The following is a 17,174-nucleotide window of genomic DNA, read 5'->3' on the forward strand; positions in this document are numbered from 1 at the left end:
TCATAAAAGGAGGAGCACTGTTTTTTATTTCCTAAGAAATGTTGCTTCACGATCATCTTTTGTATGAATTTTCCATATAGGCGAAATTGCTTTTCCTTGAAAACGATCTTTTGCTACAGTGTACCAATAATAGTCTTCATTTGGCCTTAAGCCTTTCCACTCAAAGCTTGCTTTTTTGCCGCTTTTTACACCGCGTGCCTCTCCTATCAGGATATTTGTGTAGACATTAAGTTCAAAATAATTGGTTTTGACAGATTTCATTTTCGGCGTCAAATCCACATCAATTGAAAATTCATCCTGATCTCCATACGTTTTAGGATCATAGAAATGCTCTTGATTCATATAAGGTGAGTACGTCGTAAAATGAAGCTGGTTTTTTTCTTGATCGGCTGTTATCAGCCTCATAAACCCTTGTCCACCTTCAGGTCCTGACTGATAATCAGCGAGTATTTGATATACTTTCCGGTCTACTTTGCCATCCTGGTCATCGTCAAGCTCATCTACTTTCCTGCTTGCTCCGTGATAATGGCCGCTAAATACTGCCACAATATTGGGATGGCGTTTCACCACCTGATGGAAGATGAGGTCGCCAATCGGGCTGCGGTTGCCACTCACCAACAAATACTCATGGAAATTTAAAATGACGATGCGATCTGGATGCTCAGAAATCACACGGTTTAACCAATCAATTTCATCTTGCTTAATCCCCCAGCCCATGTATACCATCATATAATCATTGCCACCGGCAGAGATGAGATCATAATGACCTCGATTGTTTTGATAGGATTCACCATAGTAAGGTTTATTTGCAAAGCGTTTCTCCCCGAAATATTTCCCATATTCCGCATATAAGCCGTCCTTATGTCGAACATCATGATTTCCTGCTAAAACACCGTAAGGAATCTGATGCTCATCTAACACACGCATAAACGTATCGGCACGATGCCATTGTTTATCCTTTGAGTCATCCACAATGTCACCTGTATGGAACACATATTGAATGTTTAACTTCTCCCTCTGGTCTCGGATCCACTCGACCATTTGTTTAAAGATATGAGGATAGCTCTTTGCATAATATTGTGTGTCAGACATCCAAACCATCTTATATGGCTTTTGCGCTTTGCTGATTTCATCCTGTACAAGCAAATCAAACGTATGATTCTTCATGTACTGTCTTACTGACAGCAGTCCTTTCAGGTAAAATTCTTTTTGATCTTCAGCAAAATGATGAGTGATTTTATCCCACTTTTCTTGCTGATGATTCCATGCATACATGGTCACCTTTCTCCCTGACAATGAACTCCCTTTCCACATCGCTTCGACGACATCCTTTTCACGTACATCTTGATGAACCTTGATTTGAAAACGATGATAAGGAAAACGATGTAAATCCTTCGTTTCAACTGACTTACCATCAGCAAATGCAATGCGATTCCTTTCTTGATTAGAAAAGATCATTTCTCCTTTTTCGTTAAAGCTTTTTGGCGGTTCTGTCTCCGCTGCATATTTCAAAATCTTCATTGATGGATGCAGCGATGTATATTGGTAGGCACGGTAAAAGGAGTAATCCAGCTTATCATTCGTTGGATCCTTGGTGAGCACAGTTTGCTTAGACGATTTCATTTTCGTCTTATCTGCTACTCGTTCTGGTGTCTCAGGGTGTTCATGTACCGTTTTGAATTCTTTTTTCAACGTCGACATGTTCCCTGCGGCATCTTTTGCTTTAATTGTCAATGTGTGCTCACCCGGGTTTAATTCGCTAGAGGACGTCTGATATGGCAAGGAAATTGGCTTGCCATCTACATATGCCTTCATCTCCTCTATGTCACTCCAACGATCCGTTACCTTTGCTTTTAACGTAAAGGCACCTTTATATGGATACTTTGTTTGAACGTTGGTCTTGATTTTCGGACCTGTGTTATCGACATTCACATGTACAGATGCATGCTCGTCTGAGGTTTTGGCCTCAATCAAATGTGGCCCCTCTTTCAGCCTTCTTGTGTCCCACTTCATATAGGTTGAAACATAAGCTTCTTTTGGAATTTCAAATTGAAATATTCTTACCTTTTTGGCGTTACCGCTGTCTCCCATTTTCCATTCTTTTTGCGGCTTTGCATTGATTGGAGGAATTTGTGTTCCATTCGACAGGATCATCCGGACGTTTTTTAATTCAAAATCATCGTGATTCTCTCCAGGCAGCCGATCTACTGGAGAAGACTTCGTTCCAGCATGGAAGGAGATCGTTTGGGGACCTGCTTTTTTCATCTCTGCTTCTGGTATTGGCATTGTATAGGTACGATACACTTTTGTCGAATCATCAAAAATAGAAAGTAAGTGCTTACCTATGGACACACCATTTTTAAAATATAAATTTGTCCCTTTGACATCAAATGCGATATATGGATCTGCTTCAAGGGCAGAAAATACTTGCTGATTCCGCTTTCCATCTATCAATAATTCAATGCTTTTTTTCCGATCAGACGTTGCCTTTAATGGAAATAATCCTGAAACCGTATCTCCTTCTTCTACATTGAATCGAAGGCCGTGGGCTTTGCTAACCTGCTCCACATCAATCATTTTTTTCATCGTCATTGCTGTATTTTCGCCGTCTGACGCTTCAAGCTGATATTCCAATTGTTCTTTACCAATCAACTCGGGTGAGTAAATAATATGATGAAATAACCGGTCGTTATGATCTTTTTGAAGCAGTATTTCCTTGAAATCATCTTTCCGATTTGTTCGATAGCGAAGCTTGACGGTTTTGACGGCCTGATCATCCTGTACATCCGCTTTAATCTCTATGCTTTCAGTTGGTTTCACTGGTTTCCTCACTGTCATATCTTCAATCACAGGTTTATGGATATCTTGAGAAATTTCTTTTTTCTCAGATGGAATTTGTGCTTTTAGCACTTTTCCAGGCGTAGGCTCTTCTTCAATTTTCGAGATCAGCTTCATTTGCGAAGTACCGTCCATTGGATATTTAAACAGCAAAGATTTATGCTCACTAAACCATGATGGCTTCAAACGAAATGCTGCTGAAGAAATCTCCTCCCCTATATTTGTTGTGATTGAAACAAGACGAGATTTAGAGTTGGACAGCCCTTTGCTCTCGATGACAGATACATGCTCTCCCTCTTTTAATTGACTTTTGTACATGGCATTAAAGTCCGCTACACTTAAATGCTCCTGCCCTTTTTTCCTCAGCCAGAAAACATAAGGTTTTCCAGGTGAAATGGTGACTGGATTTGCGTGAAAGGAATACACATCATCCATTTCAGTTCCTTGTGCAGGATTGCGGTAGCGAAGTTGATAATGTTTAAGAGAGATTGGCTCATGTGTCGTGTTATACACCTCGATAAATTCAAAGGCATCTTTGCCTTTGCGATTCTTTGAATTGACAACAATTTCCGTGATGACTAAGTCCGGAATGCGAGAAAGATCCTCTTCAAATCCATTTAAGTGGACAGATTGTTCTGCCGTTTTGATCACGGACTTTTGCGTAAGAAACTCTGTATAGTAACGAACGGTTGAATTCCATAATTGATCTGGCGGAATTTTCGCTGTAAATTCTGGCTTCATACCTGGTAACCGTTCCATTGGGATCAAACGGTACCCTAGTTCATCACTTTGTTTATAGTACAAGTTCGCAGACAAAATTTGTTCCGGATCCGTAATAGACGCACGAAACTGGAGATCACGGCTTTTTTCCCCTAGAACTGGACGGACATCCACATGAAATCGATCAAAGATAAAAGGAGAAAAAGGCTTGTCCGGTATATTGACTTGTGTTTGAATAAAAGGCCCTGCTGAAGCAGGCTGATTGAAACAAAAAAGAATGATAAAAAAACATAAAAGCATGATTTGTCTGCTCACGTTCACCATCGTGCACCGCCTCCTTCGGATATTGTGTCTCCTGAAGGAAGTTTTTATGTCAGATGAAACGGAGAAACGATACAAAATGGTACAAAAAAACCGTTAGCTTTTTTTCGCTAACGGCTCCACAATTCCTTTTTGTATCAACAGATGGAAAATGGATAAAATGACAGCCATCCAAATGGCCGTTCCAAACCCATCAATGTTAAAACTATCACCCATAAAGCTCGATGTCATCATCAATGTGATGGCATTAATCACAAACAAGAACAATCCTAGTGAAAGGACGGTTACTGGAAGCGTTAAAATGATCAAAAACGGCTTCACTAAAATATTGAGCAAGGATAAAATGATACTTGCGACAATGGCTGCCCCAAACCCTTCAATATATACGCTTCCGAGCCCTGGCAGAATGCCTGAATCAAAATATCCAGCAATGACGATTAAAAGTAATGCATTTACTAAAATACTGACGATCCATCTAAGCATTTAGTTAGTGCCTTCTTCCGGAACAACAAAATACCAGATGAAGTAGACCAGGAAGATAGGCATAAATGCTGTCAAAAATCCGATGATGACCGTTAAAATGCGAAGCAGGGATGCATCGACACTTAAGTATTCGGCAAGTCCACCAACAACACCCGCTATTTTTTTATCTGTTGCTGAACGATAAAGCTTCTTCATGTAGAATCACTCCTTGTCTGATTGGTGCTTTACTTGAATTGAACCTGTTTTTGTTTCTGCAAAAATGGATATACTGTTCACTGCCTGTTGATTGGCTTTGATCATTTTCTCTTTTTGTAATGTTTCATTTTTCTCTTTAATCATCTCTGCATCAAGCAAATCATGAGAAATAGACCCAAGATTGCTTTTCAGTTCAGCGGTCACTGCACACGCACGCGGGATCTGGACGTCCACACTGCCTGTTGTCGTTTTCGCATAAATGGAACGGCACTTTTCATCCGACAGCTGAACAGCAATGTTTCCGTTAAAGCTTTGGGCATCAATTGATTCACTTTTCCCGCGCAGGTCAATGAGCCCATTGATGGTTTCTACTTCAATCATACCACACTCGTGATCCGCCAGTTTAATTTGTCCGTTTGCTGTTTCAATTCCGACCTTTTCTGCCTGTAACGAGGCAAAAGAGACAACACCATTGGTGGTTTTCGCAGCAAGTTCTTTTGTCTTTAGCTTTTCCCCGCGAATCGGACCATTAAACAGTTTAACCTTGATTTTATCGTATTGGATACGAGGTACATATAAAGTGACATTGACTTTCATCGTCTTCTTTTCGGTCCGTATAAAAAATTTATCCCCTTCCAGGCCGCAGTCCAATTGATTGAGAAATTGCTGTCTTGCCTGCTCTCCGTCCTCTGCACGGTAGATTTTCGCATGGCACTCTGCACGAATATCCCCATCGTCCCAAGGCATCACATTGAGACTGCCGTTCGCCAATTGAATATCTAAATGAGAGAGCGTGGCGTCTTTGAACTGAAAAATGTGCTCAACGTCGACCGACTGTCCAAAGTTTAAATCAAGATCTACGTCTTTCACCTTTTTCACCGCAGAATCTAACCAGCCAAACAGCTTTGCACCAAGATTTTCAGTACCAGTTCCTTTGCTCTCTGTGCCAGCTTTTTCTTCATGAAAGGTGTGATCAGCTGTAGACTTTTCTAATGAAACAGACTGACTTTCTTCTAGTTTTTCAAGCAGCGTAATCGCTTCTTTTGCCGATAATGTCCCGTCTTCTACTAATTTTAATATGCGTTCTTTTTCATTCATACAAAGCCCTCCTACGATTTGATGGATTGAAGTACTTTAATACCTTGAATGATATTCCAAATGACAGAGATCAAAAAGCCAATGGCGACTAAAAAGGACAAGATGAGCATCGTGATCACTGGAATAAGTGAGTCACTTGCCTGTGTCGCCAATAAAAATGGGATAGATCCAAAAACCAGTATCACGCACGCTGCGACTGGCAAAAGGTGTGACCACAATGCCCGCATCGCGTGCCGTTTCGTTTCCTTTTGATCAACTACAAAATATGCCACTATCGGTACAATAAACGGCATAAAAAATACACTAAAATAACAAATAGATGCAATGATCGACTGATCTCTATTCATATATTCGCTCCTTCATGATGAAAATTCCTTTCTAACTCATACGTTTAATGCGTATCAAAAGTTTCAAAATCATTCGAATTACATATGACCTTAGACACAAATTATATCTTTTTGCACCTAAGTATAGATTCTTCACGGATTACCCTTTAAAATATGTTGAAAAGATGGTGATTATCATTATAGGGGGTAATTATTTTGACAGATCATCATAATACTAACCACACGGCTCAAACGCTTTTAGACCTTATACAGAAACAGAAAAGCATGAACAGCGATATGATCAGGGAGCTTGAGACCATTCATCCGTCTCATCCAAAGTATGGTGATATCCGTTATTTAAAAGTACTGCTCGACAGCAGCAGCACCCATATTTTAAAGGATTTAACGCAACTCAGTCATTTAATGCCGAAGGAAGATGCGCAATAAAAGAAAAACCCCTCTTAACGAGGGGTTTCAGCGTGTAGGCAAACCCTCACATCTTTTGTCAGGACTGCGCGCTGGTACTCCCGAATGTCAAATTCGCTCCGCGCCAGTGCTCATCCTTCCTAGACTTCAAAGGTTTTCTACCACACTGAAAAGAAGACAAAGGGCTAAAATAAACATCATTTTAGCCCTTTGTCAACAATCTGAAACCCCTCTTAACGAGGGTTTTTTTATGATGACGTTACACTTTCTGTTTCTTTGACCAACTGTTTCATTCGTTCACGGTCACGTTCTAAAATAGGCTTCAAGTATTGACCAGTGTAAGAAGCTTCTTCTTTTGCAATCTGCTCAGGAGTCCCAGAGGCAATGATCGTTCCGCCGCCTGCACCGCCCTCTGGTCCGAGATCAACGAGGTAATCAGCAGCCTTTATAATATCAAGGTTATGCTCAATCACTAGCACCGTATCTCCGTTTTCGACCAAACGCTGAAGCACTTTTAATAAACGGGCAATATCATCCACATGCAGACCTGTTGTCGGCTCGTCTAAAATATAAAGAGACCTTCCGTTTGAACGGCGGTGAAGCTCAGATGCTAATTTTACACGCTGCGCCTCTCCCCCGGACAATGTCGTCGCAGGCTGTCCAAGTGTAATGTATCCTAGCCCAACATCAAAAATCGTTTGAAGTTTCCGCTTAATTTTCGGGATATTCTCGAAAAATTGGAGTGCGTCCTCCACAGTCATTTCAAGGACATCGGCAATGTTTTTCCCTTTATATGTGACCTCAAGTGTCTCGCGGTTATAACGTTTCCCGTGGCACACCTCACAAGGCACATACACATCAGGTAAAAAGTGCATTTCGATTTTAATAATGCCATCTCCACGACACGCCTCACAGCGTCCGCCTTTGACGTTAAAGCTGAATCTGCCTTTTTTATAGCCTCGTACCTTTGCTTCATTGGTTTGTGCAAACACATCCCGCACATCATCAAATACGCCTGTATACGTAGCTGGATTGGATCTCGGCGTACGGCCGATTGGAGATTGATCAATATCAATCACCTTATCTAAGTGATCCATTCCTTTGATCTCTTTGTGCTGTCCTGGCTTCGCCTTCGCTCTGTGCAGTTTTTGCGCAAGTGATTTTAATAGAATTTCATTCACAAGCGTACTTTTCCCTGAGCCGGACACACCGGTCACAGCTGTAAAGACGCCTAGAGGAAACTTCGCATTGACGTTTTTCAGGTTGTTTTCTTTTGCACCTTTGATCTCAATGTAGCGGCCGTCAGGCTTTCTTCTTTCGATCGGCAGCGGAATAAATTTCTCACCCGATAAATATTGTCCTGTTAAAGATTTCTTGTCCTTCATGACTTCTTCCGGCGTCCCAGCTGAAATCACTTCTCCTCCATGAACTCCTGCTCCAGGTCCAATATCAATCAAATAATCAGCGGCCAGCATCGTATCCTCATCATGCTCTACGACAATGAGGGTGTTCCCGATGTCACGCATGTTTTTCAATGTCCCGATCAACCGGTCATTGTCACGCTGATGCAGACCAATGGATGGTTCATCTAATATATAAAGAACACCTGTCAGCCTTGACCCGATTTGAGTCGCCAGACGAATCCGCTGCGCCTCTCCGCCGGATAGTGTGCCCGCTGACCGGCTCAATGTGAGGTAATCTAATCCCACATTATTTAAGAAAGACAATCGTTCTTTGATTTCACGTAAAATGAGCTGGGCAATCTGCAAATCTTTCTCAGACAACTCGATTTCACCATATAAATCAAGGGCATCAGAGACAGACAAATCAGTGATTTCTCCGATATGTTTGCCATTGATCAGAACCGCAAGCGTTTCTTTTTTCAGACGATATCCTTTACATGTCGGACATGGCTGATTGGCCATATATTTTTCCATTTGCTCACGAATATAATCAGAGCTGGTTTCCTTATAGCGTCTCTCAATGTTACGAAGAACGCCTTCAAATTCAATTTCATTTTCACGTACCTGACCAAAATCATTTTCATATTTAAAATAAATCCGTTCAGAGCCGCTGCCATATAAAATTTTATCGAATAAATGCGACGGTATATCCTTCACTGGAATGTCCATGTCGATGCCGTAATGTGTACATACTGCCTCAAGAAGCTGAGGATAGTATTGTGAGCTTTGCGGCTCCCATGGGGCAATAGCATGCTGTCGTAACGTCAAATCCTTATTAGGAATGACGAGCTCAGGGTCAACTTCTAGTTTAGAGCCAAGCCCATCACAGCTCGGGCAGGCACCGAAAGGACTATTAAATGAAAACATTCTCGGCTCAAGCTCACCAATAGAGAATCCGCAGTGCGGACAAGCATGATGTTCACTGAATAACAGCTCTTCTTGTCCAATCACGTCAATCATCACACGGCCTTCACCTAGTCGCAGCGCCGTTTCAAGGGAGTCAGACAGCCGAGCCGCAACACCTTCCTTCACCACGATTCGGTCAATCACGACTTCAATGGAATGCTTCTTGTTCTTTTCAAGCTCGATCTCTTCTGACAGATCTTCCATCTCTCCGTCGACTCTTACTCGAACATAGCCCTGCTTTCGAATTTGATCAAGTACTTTGACATGTGTTCCTTTGCGGCCAGATACAACCGGAGCAAGCACTTGCAATTTCGTTCTTTCTGGATATTCTAAAATACGATCTGTCATCTGCTCAATCGTTTGGGACGTAATTTCAATTCCATGTATCGGACAAATAGGTTTCCCGACTCGAGCATACAAGAGACGTAAATAATCATAGATTTCAGTAACGGTTCCAACCGTTGATCTAGGGTTCCGGCTCGTCGTCTTCTGGTCAATACTAATCGCCGGAGAAAGACCTTCAATGGCATCTACATCCGGTTTATCCATTTGACCGAGAAATTGGCGCGCATACGCTGAAAGAGATTCAACGTACCTGCGCTGACCCTCTGCATAAATGGTATCAAAGGCAAGAGACGATTTTCCTGAACCAGATAAACCCGTGATGACCACTAGCTGGTCACGCGGGATATTCACATCAATATTTTTAAGGTTGTGGGCTCTAGCACCTTTCACCTCTATTCGTTCCATAGCCATCAGGCAATCATCCTTCCGCTTTTAGCTCTAGCAATAGATCTCTTAATTCTGCTGCTTTTTCAAAATCAAGCGCTTTTGCTGCATCTTTCATTTCCATCTCGACCTTTTCGATCACTTTTTCTCGTTCTTTTTTGCTCATTTTTGACAGCTTTGGTGCTGCATTTGTTTCATATTCTTCCGATTCCTCATGTATCTTTGTTGCCTTAATGGCATCTCTGATTTTCTTATGGATGGTTTGCGGAGTAATCCCAAATTTCTCATTATACGCCTCTTGCTGCTCTCGTCTGCGCTTCGTTTCTTGAATCGCAATATCCATTGATTTGGTCATTTTATCTGCATACATAATGACCCGGCCTTCTGAATTTCTCGCTGCACGGCCAATCGTCTGGATGAGGGATCTTTCAGAGCGTAAAAAGCCTTCTTTATCCGCATCTAAAATCGTCACGAGCGACACCTCTGGAATATCCAGTCCTTCACGAAGAAGGTTGATTCCCACAAGCACATCATATTTTCCGAGACGTAAATCTCGAATAATCTCAATCCGCTCAAGGGTTTTAATTTCTGAATGCAGATAATTGACCTTGATTCCGATCTCTTTTAAGTAATCTGTGAGATCCTCAGACATTTTCTTCGTCAGCGTAGTCACGAGCACACGCTCATTTTTCTCAATCCGAGCATGAATTTCTCCAATTAAGTCATCAATTTGACCTTCAATCGGACGCACTTCAATGATTGGATCAAGTAAACCTGTTGGACGAATAATTTGTTCCACAACCTCTGGGGTTTTCTCAAGCTCATAAGGACCAGGAGTGGCAGATACATGCACAATATGGTTGATATGCTTTTCAAACTCATCAAAGGTGAGCGGTCTGTTATCAAGTGCTGAAGGCAGACGGAATCCGTGATCAACCAACACTTGCTTTCTTGCTTGGTCCCCGTTGTACATCGCGCGGATTTGCGGGATCGTCACGTGTGACTCATCGACAACAATCATAAAATCATCTGGGAAATAATCAAGCAATGTGTAAGGTGTTGAACCAGGAGGGCGCAAGGTCAGATGCCTTGAGTAGTTCTCGATTCCTGAACAAAAGCCCATTTCTCTCATCATCTCAAGGTCATATCTTGTCCGCTGCTCAAGGCGCTGCGCTTCTAGCAATTTTCCATTATCTCGAAGCTTTTCGAGCTGCTCCTCAAGCTCTTGTTCAATATTAATAATTGCTTTTTCCATTTTTTCTTCTCTTGTGACGAAGTGAGATGCTGGGAAAATAGCCACATGTTCACGATCACCGAGTATTTCTCCAGTCAGTGCATCCACTTCACGAATACGTTCAATTTCATCACCGAAAAACTCCACTCTGATACAATGCTCATCACGTGAAGCAGGAAAAATTTCAACGACGTCTCCTCGTACTCTGAAGGTTCCGCGCTGAAAATCTATATCATTACGAGAATACTGAATGTCCACCAGCTTACGAAGAAGCTGATTGCGTTCAATCTCCATTTCAGTACGTAAAGACAGCACAAGCTCTCGGTATTCTTCTGGCGAACCTAAGCCATAAATACAGGACACACTGGCAATGATGATGACATCTCTCCGCTCAAATAACGAGGAAGTAGCGGAGTGTCTCAGCTTATCAATCTCATCATTGATGCTGGCATCCTTTTCAATAAATGTATCAGTCTGAGGCACATACGCCTCTGGCTGGTAATAATCATAGTAACTCACAAAATATTCGACAGCATTATTCGGAAAGAATTCCTTGAACTCGCTGTATAGCTGACCGGCAAGTGTCTTGTTATGCGCAATGACAAGTGTCGGTTTGTTCACTTCTTTGATCAGGTTGGATACAGTAAAGGTCTTTCCCGTACCTGTAGCACCTAACAGCGTTTGATGCTGTTTCCCCTGATGGATCCCCTCAACAAGCTTTTCAATCGCCTTCGGCTGATCTCCTTGGGGCTGATAGTTAGAAACTAATTCAAAGCGGTCACTCACATCAAAGCCTCCGTTTCGTTACGAAATCTATCTAATGAATATATTATCATAAAAGAACACAAAAATACGAACTAAAGTTCGGCTCTTGCTTGATTTTTATTTCCAATACAGTCATACCCTCTCTTCCATGGCAAATAACTCTCTTACGAAAACCTTCCTTTCAGTATGGAACATTTTGGTGAGAGATATTCGATGAGCAGAAAAAGATCACAAAAAGAAAGCTGCACTCACTAGAATTCGTAAGCACAGCTTAAAAAACGTCACCTTTCGGCCTAGCACGCTCTTGATGATGACATCAATGATGTTTTTCAGCCTTTTCTCTTTTTTCAATTTCTTTTTTAGCCATATATAATGCCCCAGCTACTAAAGAAATTATATCTAATCCCACAATAAAGTAGGTTTCTGTATAGCCCTTCATGTACGAGGCAAATAAAAGCGCTGCTGTTAATGCAATGCCCACATAATGATTATAAGTAACCTTTGAAAATAAAATAACGAGCAGGAAAGGAAAAACAAGTGCAAATATGGCTTTTGTAATCACAAAAACCCTCCCTCTTCTTGGTCTACTTCCTTGATTATAGTAAAGATTGGCATATTGAACAATTCACAGTTTTCAATTTAACCTATTTTTCTTTCTGTTCGGAGACTTTTGTTATAGATATAGAAGGAAATTAGTGAGAATGTCCCCTTTGTAAAGATAGGTCTTTCCGTCTTTGACAGTAACATCCAATAAATCCTATGATTAAAATGATAGTGCGCACTATCATTTTAAAAACTATAGAGAGACATACAAATCATTGGCTATTTGGATAAGGGGGCATTCCCATGTATTCAGTTTTATTTCATGCGGCTGAAGAATCCACAGCACTCGCAGGGGCAAAAGGCCTGAATTTAATTAAATTAAACAATCACGGACTGCCAGTCCCAGATGGATTTATTATCAAAACCAACAGCTTTTCAAGCTTTCTTTCATATCACAACCTGCATCCAACTGAACAAAACCTTGCTAACAAAATCAAAGAAGCATCGTTTCCTTCTCAAATGGAAGCAGAACTCCTTTCGTCCTTTCAATCATTGCGGAAGACTTATCCCTCAGTTGCAGTTCGATCCTCTTCTGTTGCTGAAGATCTCGAAGGCGCCTCATTTGCAGGACAGTACGAGACCTATTTAAATATCAAAACAAATGAAGAATTCTTACAGGCTGTCAAAGAATGCTGGTCTTCTTATTTTGCAGCGAGAGTGACAGAATATAAGGAAGAGATGGATGAAAACGAGGAAGAGATGCCGCTCATGGCTGTTGTCGTTCAAGGATTGATCCATTCTGACGTCTCCGGAGTCATCTTTAGTGAGAATCCCGTATCAGGAAAAACAAATGAAATGATGCTGACAGCAAGCTACGGACTAGGAGAAGCAATCGTCTCCGGGCTTGTGACACCAGACACATTTATTGTAGACAAAGAGACACTTTCTATTGAAAAATCACTTGGAACGAAAGAGCTGCAAATTATTCCTTATCAAGAAGGTGTCATTGAACAGTCAGTAACGGAGGAAATGGCTGGGCAATATTGCCTGAATGATGACGAATTAGTAGAAATCACGCAAATCACCAAACAAGTAGAAGCACTTTATGGACATAGCGTCGATATCGAATTTGGAATAGCAAATGGCACATTTTATTTACTTCAAGCCAGGCCGATTACCGCAGCCCTCTCAAAAGCAGCAGATGAAACAGCGGGTACTTCTTTTCAAATGCAGCCAGATGAGCTGCAGGATTTCTGGATCTCAATGGACGATCATATGCCTGGGCCAACGAGTCCTCTCTTTTCAAGTCTGATCATCCCAGCATTAAAAAGCGGAATGAAGAAAAATGGTGAAAAATATCAAGTACCTGATCTGAATATTAAAAATATCAAGCTTTATAGAGGCCACCTGTACTCAGCACCGTCACTGCCTGAAGCGAGTGCAGAAGCTGCTCCAGTTTTTGATGAGCGCATATTTGAGTTATTTCCGCATTTAAGTGAACGTATGTATGAGATTTTAGAGAAAAATTTCTTTCCCTTTTACGAAAAACTCGATCACCAAATGAAAGAACCTATGACCATTGAAGAAGCCATCATCGGCTTCGAAGAATTAAAGGCTTTTTATATACAAGCCTACGATGATCATTTTGATATTGTCATACCACAAGTTATTCTATCGGCTATGATCGAAGACATGCTTGTGACATATACTGGTGATCAAACACAAGTGGTCCTGCTGCATGAGATGTTGATAGGCGTGATGAACAAATCTCTTGAAACAGACAAGAAGCTTTCTGATTTTGCAAAGAGTGTCCTTCAAGATCCTGAACTTCATCAAGCATTTATGAAGCATGAAAAGAACCCAGAGCTGCTTGATGCACTCAATCACTCGGAAAAAGGCAGACACTTCATTTTGGCATTAGAGGAGTTTCTTCAAGTCTATGGCTGGCGATCTGTTAAAAGTCATGACCTTACGGAAGAAACATGGGTGGAAAACCCTGAGTTTATACTAGATATCATCAGAAACAACATTCAATACCAATGTGATTTTGATGAAGAATTTGCACAAGCCGTCATCAAAAGACAAGAGACATATGAACATTTTATGAGCCAAGTGAAGGATGAAGCGTTTAAAACAAAATTTGAGACACTTTATCAATTTGCCCTACAGGCCGCTAATATCCGTGATGATCATCACTTCTACATTGATGCCATGTTAGATGCTAAAGCCAGAGTATATCTATTAAAAATTGGCGAACTTCTTGTACAAAAAGGAGCGATTCCTCATCAAGAAGATCTATGGTATCTCTACGATGAGGAGGTACACACAGCGCTCACAACGTCTACAACATTCGATACGGTCATTGCACAAAGAAAAATCGAAATGAAAGAAAATGAAGACATTCAACCACCAGCTTATATGGGCACCCCAACTGAAGCTGAATTGCAGCAAGTGGAAAAAATGCTCGGTTCATTAAGAGAAAATGAAAATAACACAAACGATATGATCTATGGAATTGGCGCATCTAGCGGTATTGTTTCTGGAAGAGTAAAAGTCATTACATGTGCTGAGGAATTCTCACAATTTCAAAAGGATGATATTTTAGTTTGCAAAACAACCACACCTTTATGGACGAGCTTATTTAGAGATGCAAAAGCAGTCATAACCGATGCTGGAGGCATTTTGTCTCATTCAGCTATTATCGCTAGAGAGTATATGATGCCAGCTGTCCTAGGTACCCGAATAGCGACTGAAACACTTCAATCCGGTGACCTTGTGACAGTAGATGGTAGCAATGGACGCATTCAGATATTAAAACAGCATGCACGTGTCTAACTTTATCGTTTTGGGTCATATTGGCGGTCATAGGTTTTATCGGTATACTTACTTTGTTGCAAACACATTCATAACCTGAGGTGAGTATGCTTGTTAAAATCTACAAATCAACGAATCATTCGCGCAACAATGGATTTATTAACTGAAAAAGGCTATCAAAAAACCACAACCAAAGAAATAGCCACAAAAGCGAATGTCAGTGAAGCGACTATTTTTCGCAACTTTAAAAACAAACGCGGCGTCATTGCTGCCATTATGAAAATGAAATCAACACCGACGAAAACCTTAGAAGCAGAATTTAAAGGCGATTTATACACCGATTTAAAGTTTCTCGGTTCCTATTTCCTTGAAGATTTAACTTCAAAAAAAGAATTTATTTATATCAGCATGCGAGAACCGGCTATGTTTAAAGATTTGACCAGTCATGAAAAAATTTATCCTCAAGAACTAAGGGAAATGCTGATACAATATTTCAAAAAGATGAGTGCTCAGCATCATGTCTTAAAAGGAAAAGAAGACATTTATGCAGACATTTTCATTAGTACGTATTTCGGTTTTTTTATTCAGCAGCTAGAGCAAGACTTTCAACTCGTTTTAACACAAAAAGATGATTTTATTGAGACATACACACACATTTTCATGAGAGGAATTTCTCCCGCTTAAAGGGTGGAATTCTTCTTTTTTACAAAAGGTGGTATACACATTGAGGTTACAAAAAGAGAGCTTGATCATCTATTCTTTGTTACTTGGAGCTATACTAGTTCCGGTCAACTCAACGATGATCGCAGTCGCTCTATCATCCATATCAACTTATTATGATCAATCCATTTCAAACATTACTTGGGTTGTCACGATTTATCTTATTGTCATGGCGGTCACTCAGCCTATCGCTGGTAAGTTAGGAGATATATACGGACACCGCCGCATGTATTTAACCGGAGTAACACTCTTTTTAATCGGCTCGATTGGCTGTGCTTTAGCACCTAATCTAGCATTTCTCATCATCTTTCGATCCATTCAAGCAGCTGGCGGGGCTATTTTAACACCGAATAGCATTGCATTGATTCGTGCAACAGTATCACCCGAAAAACTGTCTAAAACAATGGGTTACTTTGGATTTGGTGCTGGTATTGGTGCCGCACTTGGACCTTTTATTGGATCGATTCTCATACAGAGTTTTGACTGGCATTCCATATTCTTAGTGAATATCCCATTTCTGTTTCTTACACTTGTCACCGGTATTTTACTCATTCCAAACATAAAGCATACACGCTTACAAGCAAGGGTAGATATCATCGGTTCATTGTATTTAACCATCGGAATTGCCACAATCATTCTATGCACAAAAAGCCAGTTACTAAATGAATATTTAATTTATGGCATTTTAGCATTGATTGTGATTCCTTTATTCTTTAAACATGTACGGAAAGTAAAGAATCCGATCATCGATTTGTCCCTATTTAAAAACAGTTCATTTACAAATGCGAATCTGTCGATCATGCTAAGTAATTTTGTCATGTACGCCATCCTTCTTATTATGCCGCTGTTTATGGAACAACAACTTGCCCTTTCTCATACACAAGGCGGTATGATTCTATCGGTATTTTCGCTTTGTATGTCTCTTAGCGGTTTGCTAGGGGCTAGACTTCATCCGAAAAAAGGCGCGAAAAAAATGATTCGCTTTTCATTTCTCTGCCTCACTTTATCAGGCATCATGTTAATTACACTGAGTCAGTACCCCTCCTTACCACTGCTAATCGTGACACTAATCGCAGGTGGAATTTCATCAGGGATTGGTATGACCAGTATGCAGATGGCTTCTTTAACTGCTGTTGATCAAAGCTTATCTGGTTCGGCATCTGGTATTTTCTCTACCTTTCGATATTTTGGCAGTATCATTTCATCGACATTGATTGGTATCATGAGTGGTTTCCAATCTTTATTTATTGTATTAATGGGCGCAGGAATCCTTGGTTTCCTTTTATCTCAACGCGTCAAAACAAGTTCCACCTCTCCATCATCGGGGCATTCCGCCTAATGACTCCCTGCGCTCTATGTTGATTTAGAGCGGGGGAGTTTTCATCATTTGTATCACTGTAAGCTAGAGCGGGTACAGTAATCAAATATTGAAAATCCTTTTTTAAAGATGAAAAAAAGCCATATGACTAGACAAAAAAGGAACTTTCGATCGAAATTGTCCCCGTTCACCCACCTAAAAGCTGTTTTTCATCTCTTCCAGTACTGATAACTTCGATTTTTTTTCACAATTTTTGTGGTATGCTTTTTGAAAAT

General features: G+C 40.8%; 12 protein-coding genes. 4 read left to right on the forward strand and 8 right to left on the reverse strand.

Features of this window, described 5'->3' with window-relative positions:
* Positions 1 to 24: 24 nt before the first annotated feature.
* The 5 genes from C6Y02_RS01930 to C6Y02_RS01950 form a co-directional block, all read right to left on the reverse strand.
* Positions 25 to 3,882, reverse strand: a complete 3,858-nt coding sequence (locus tag C6Y02_RS01930; RefSeq protein WP_106030547.1) for a lamin tail domain-containing metallophosphoesterase family protein — start codon at positions 3,880 to 3,882, stop codon at positions 25 to 27.
* 93 nt (positions 3,883 to 3,975) lie between these two features.
* Positions 3,976 to 4,362 (reverse strand): phage holin family protein, encoded by a 387-nt coding sequence (locus C6Y02_RS01935; RefSeq protein ID WP_024423577.1) that lies wholly within the window; start codon positions 4,360 to 4,362, stop codon positions 3,976 to 3,978.
* The gene (locus C6Y02_RS01940; RefSeq protein WP_060597366.1) at positions 4,363 to 4,557 is read right to left on the reverse strand and encodes a PspC domain-containing protein; all 195 of its coding nucleotides are present in this window, start codon (positions 4,555 to 4,557) and stop codon (positions 4,363 to 4,365) included.
* A 6-nt stretch (positions 4,558 to 4,563) separates the two neighbouring features.
* On the reverse strand, positions 4,564 to 5,655 hold the full coding sequence (locus tag C6Y02_RS01945) for a DUF4097 family beta strand repeat-containing protein (RefSeq protein ID WP_106030548.1): 1,092 nt from the start codon (positions 5,653 to 5,655) through the stop codon (positions 4,564 to 4,566).
* Between the two features lie 11 nt (positions 5,656 to 5,666).
* The gene (locus C6Y02_RS01950) at positions 5,667 to 6,002 is read right to left on the reverse strand and encodes a magnetosome magnetite crystal formation protein family (RefSeq protein WP_034660105.1); all 336 of its coding nucleotides are present in this window, start codon (positions 6,000 to 6,002) and stop codon (positions 5,667 to 5,669) included.
* 195 nt (positions 6,003 to 6,197) lie between these two features.
* Here C6Y02_RS01950 and C6Y02_RS01955 point away from each other — a divergent pair, with 195 nt between their 5' ends.
* Positions 6,198 to 6,428: a hypothetical protein gene (locus C6Y02_RS01955; RefSeq protein ID WP_034660106.1), complete on the forward strand. Its 231-nt coding sequence runs from the start codon at positions 6,198 to 6,200 to the stop codon at positions 6,426 to 6,428.
* A 227-nt stretch (positions 6,429 to 6,655) separates the two neighbouring features.
* On the opposite strand, the gene uvrA is transcribed toward C6Y02_RS01955, so the two are convergent.
* The 3 genes from uvrA to C6Y02_RS01975 all read right to left on the reverse strand — a co-directional run bounded on the left by uvrA (position 6,656) and on the right by C6Y02_RS01975 (position 12,066).
* A complete protein-coding gene (uvrA, locus tag C6Y02_RS01965) occupies positions 6,656 to 9,532 on the reverse strand; it encodes an excinuclease ABC subunit UvrA (RefSeq protein ID WP_060597368.1) in 2,877 nt (958 codons plus the stop codon).
* A 7-nt stretch (positions 9,533 to 9,539) separates the two neighbouring features.
* Positions 9,540 to 11,525, reverse strand: a complete 1,986-nt coding sequence (uvrB, locus tag C6Y02_RS01970; protein ID WP_034660110.1) for an excinuclease ABC subunit UvrB — start codon at positions 11,523 to 11,525, stop codon at positions 9,540 to 9,542.
* A 295-nt stretch (positions 11,526 to 11,820) separates the two neighbouring features.
* A complete protein-coding gene (locus tag C6Y02_RS01975) occupies positions 11,821 to 12,066 on the reverse strand; it encodes a CsbA family protein (RefSeq protein WP_012011392.1) in 246 nt (81 codons plus the stop codon).
* A gap of 284 nt (positions 12,067 to 12,350) precedes the next feature.
* Between C6Y02_RS01975 and C6Y02_RS01980 the strand changes: the two genes are divergently transcribed.
* The 3 genes from C6Y02_RS01980 to C6Y02_RS01990 all read left to right on the forward strand — a co-directional run bounded on the left by C6Y02_RS01980 (position 12,351) and on the right by C6Y02_RS01990 (position 16,920).
* The gene (locus C6Y02_RS01980; RefSeq protein ID WP_106030549.1) at positions 12,351 to 14,882 is read left to right on the forward strand and encodes a PEP/pyruvate-binding domain-containing protein; all 2,532 of its coding nucleotides are present in this window, start codon (positions 12,351 to 12,353) and stop codon (positions 14,880 to 14,882) included.
* 90 nt (positions 14,883 to 14,972) lie between these two features.
* Complete coding sequence (locus C6Y02_RS01985; RefSeq protein WP_060597371.1) at positions 14,973 to 15,545, forward strand: TetR/AcrR family transcriptional regulator; 573 nt, start codon at positions 14,973 to 14,975, stop codon at positions 15,543 to 15,545.
* A 40-nt stretch (positions 15,546 to 15,585) separates the two neighbouring features.
* Entirely contained in the window at positions 15,586 to 16,920 is a 1,335-nt protein-coding gene (locus tag C6Y02_RS01990) for an MFS transporter (protein WP_066031692.1), read from the forward strand.
* The last annotated feature ends 254 nt before the right edge of the window (positions 16,921 to 17,174 follow it).

This window comes from Bacillus sp. NMCC4 (assembly GCF_002998555.1).
Classification (GTDB): Bacteria; Bacillota; Bacilli; order Bacillales; family Bacillaceae; genus Bacillus.

Excerpts from the sequence above, each read along its gene's own strand:
- C6Y02_RS01930 (WP_106030547.1), bottom strand. The coding sequence starts at position 3,882 with ATGGTGAACGTGAGCAGACAAATCATGCTTTTATGTTTTTTTATCATT.
- C6Y02_RS01935 (WP_024423577.1), bottom strand. The coding sequence starts at position 4,362 with ATGCTTAGATGGATCGTCAGTATTTTAGTAAATGCATTACTTTTAATC.
- C6Y02_RS01940 (WP_060597366.1), bottom strand. The coding sequence starts at position 4,557 with ATGAAGAAGCTTTATCGTTCAGCAACAGATAAAAAAATAGCGGGTGTT.
- C6Y02_RS01945 (WP_106030548.1), bottom strand. The coding sequence starts at position 5,655 with ATGAATGAAAAAGAACGCATATTAAAATTAGTAGAAGACGGGACATTA.
- C6Y02_RS01950 (WP_034660105.1), bottom strand. The coding sequence starts at position 6,002 with ATGAATAGAGATCAGTCGATCATTGCATCTATTTGTTATTTTAGTGTA.
- uvrA (WP_060597368.1), bottom strand. The coding sequence starts at position 9,532 with ATGGCTATGGAACGAATAGAGGTGAAAGGTGCTAGAGCCCACAACCTT.
- C6Y02_RS01980 (WP_106030549.1), top strand. The coding sequence starts at position 12,351 with ATGTATTCAGTTTTATTTCATGCGGCTGAAGAATCCACAGCACTCGCA.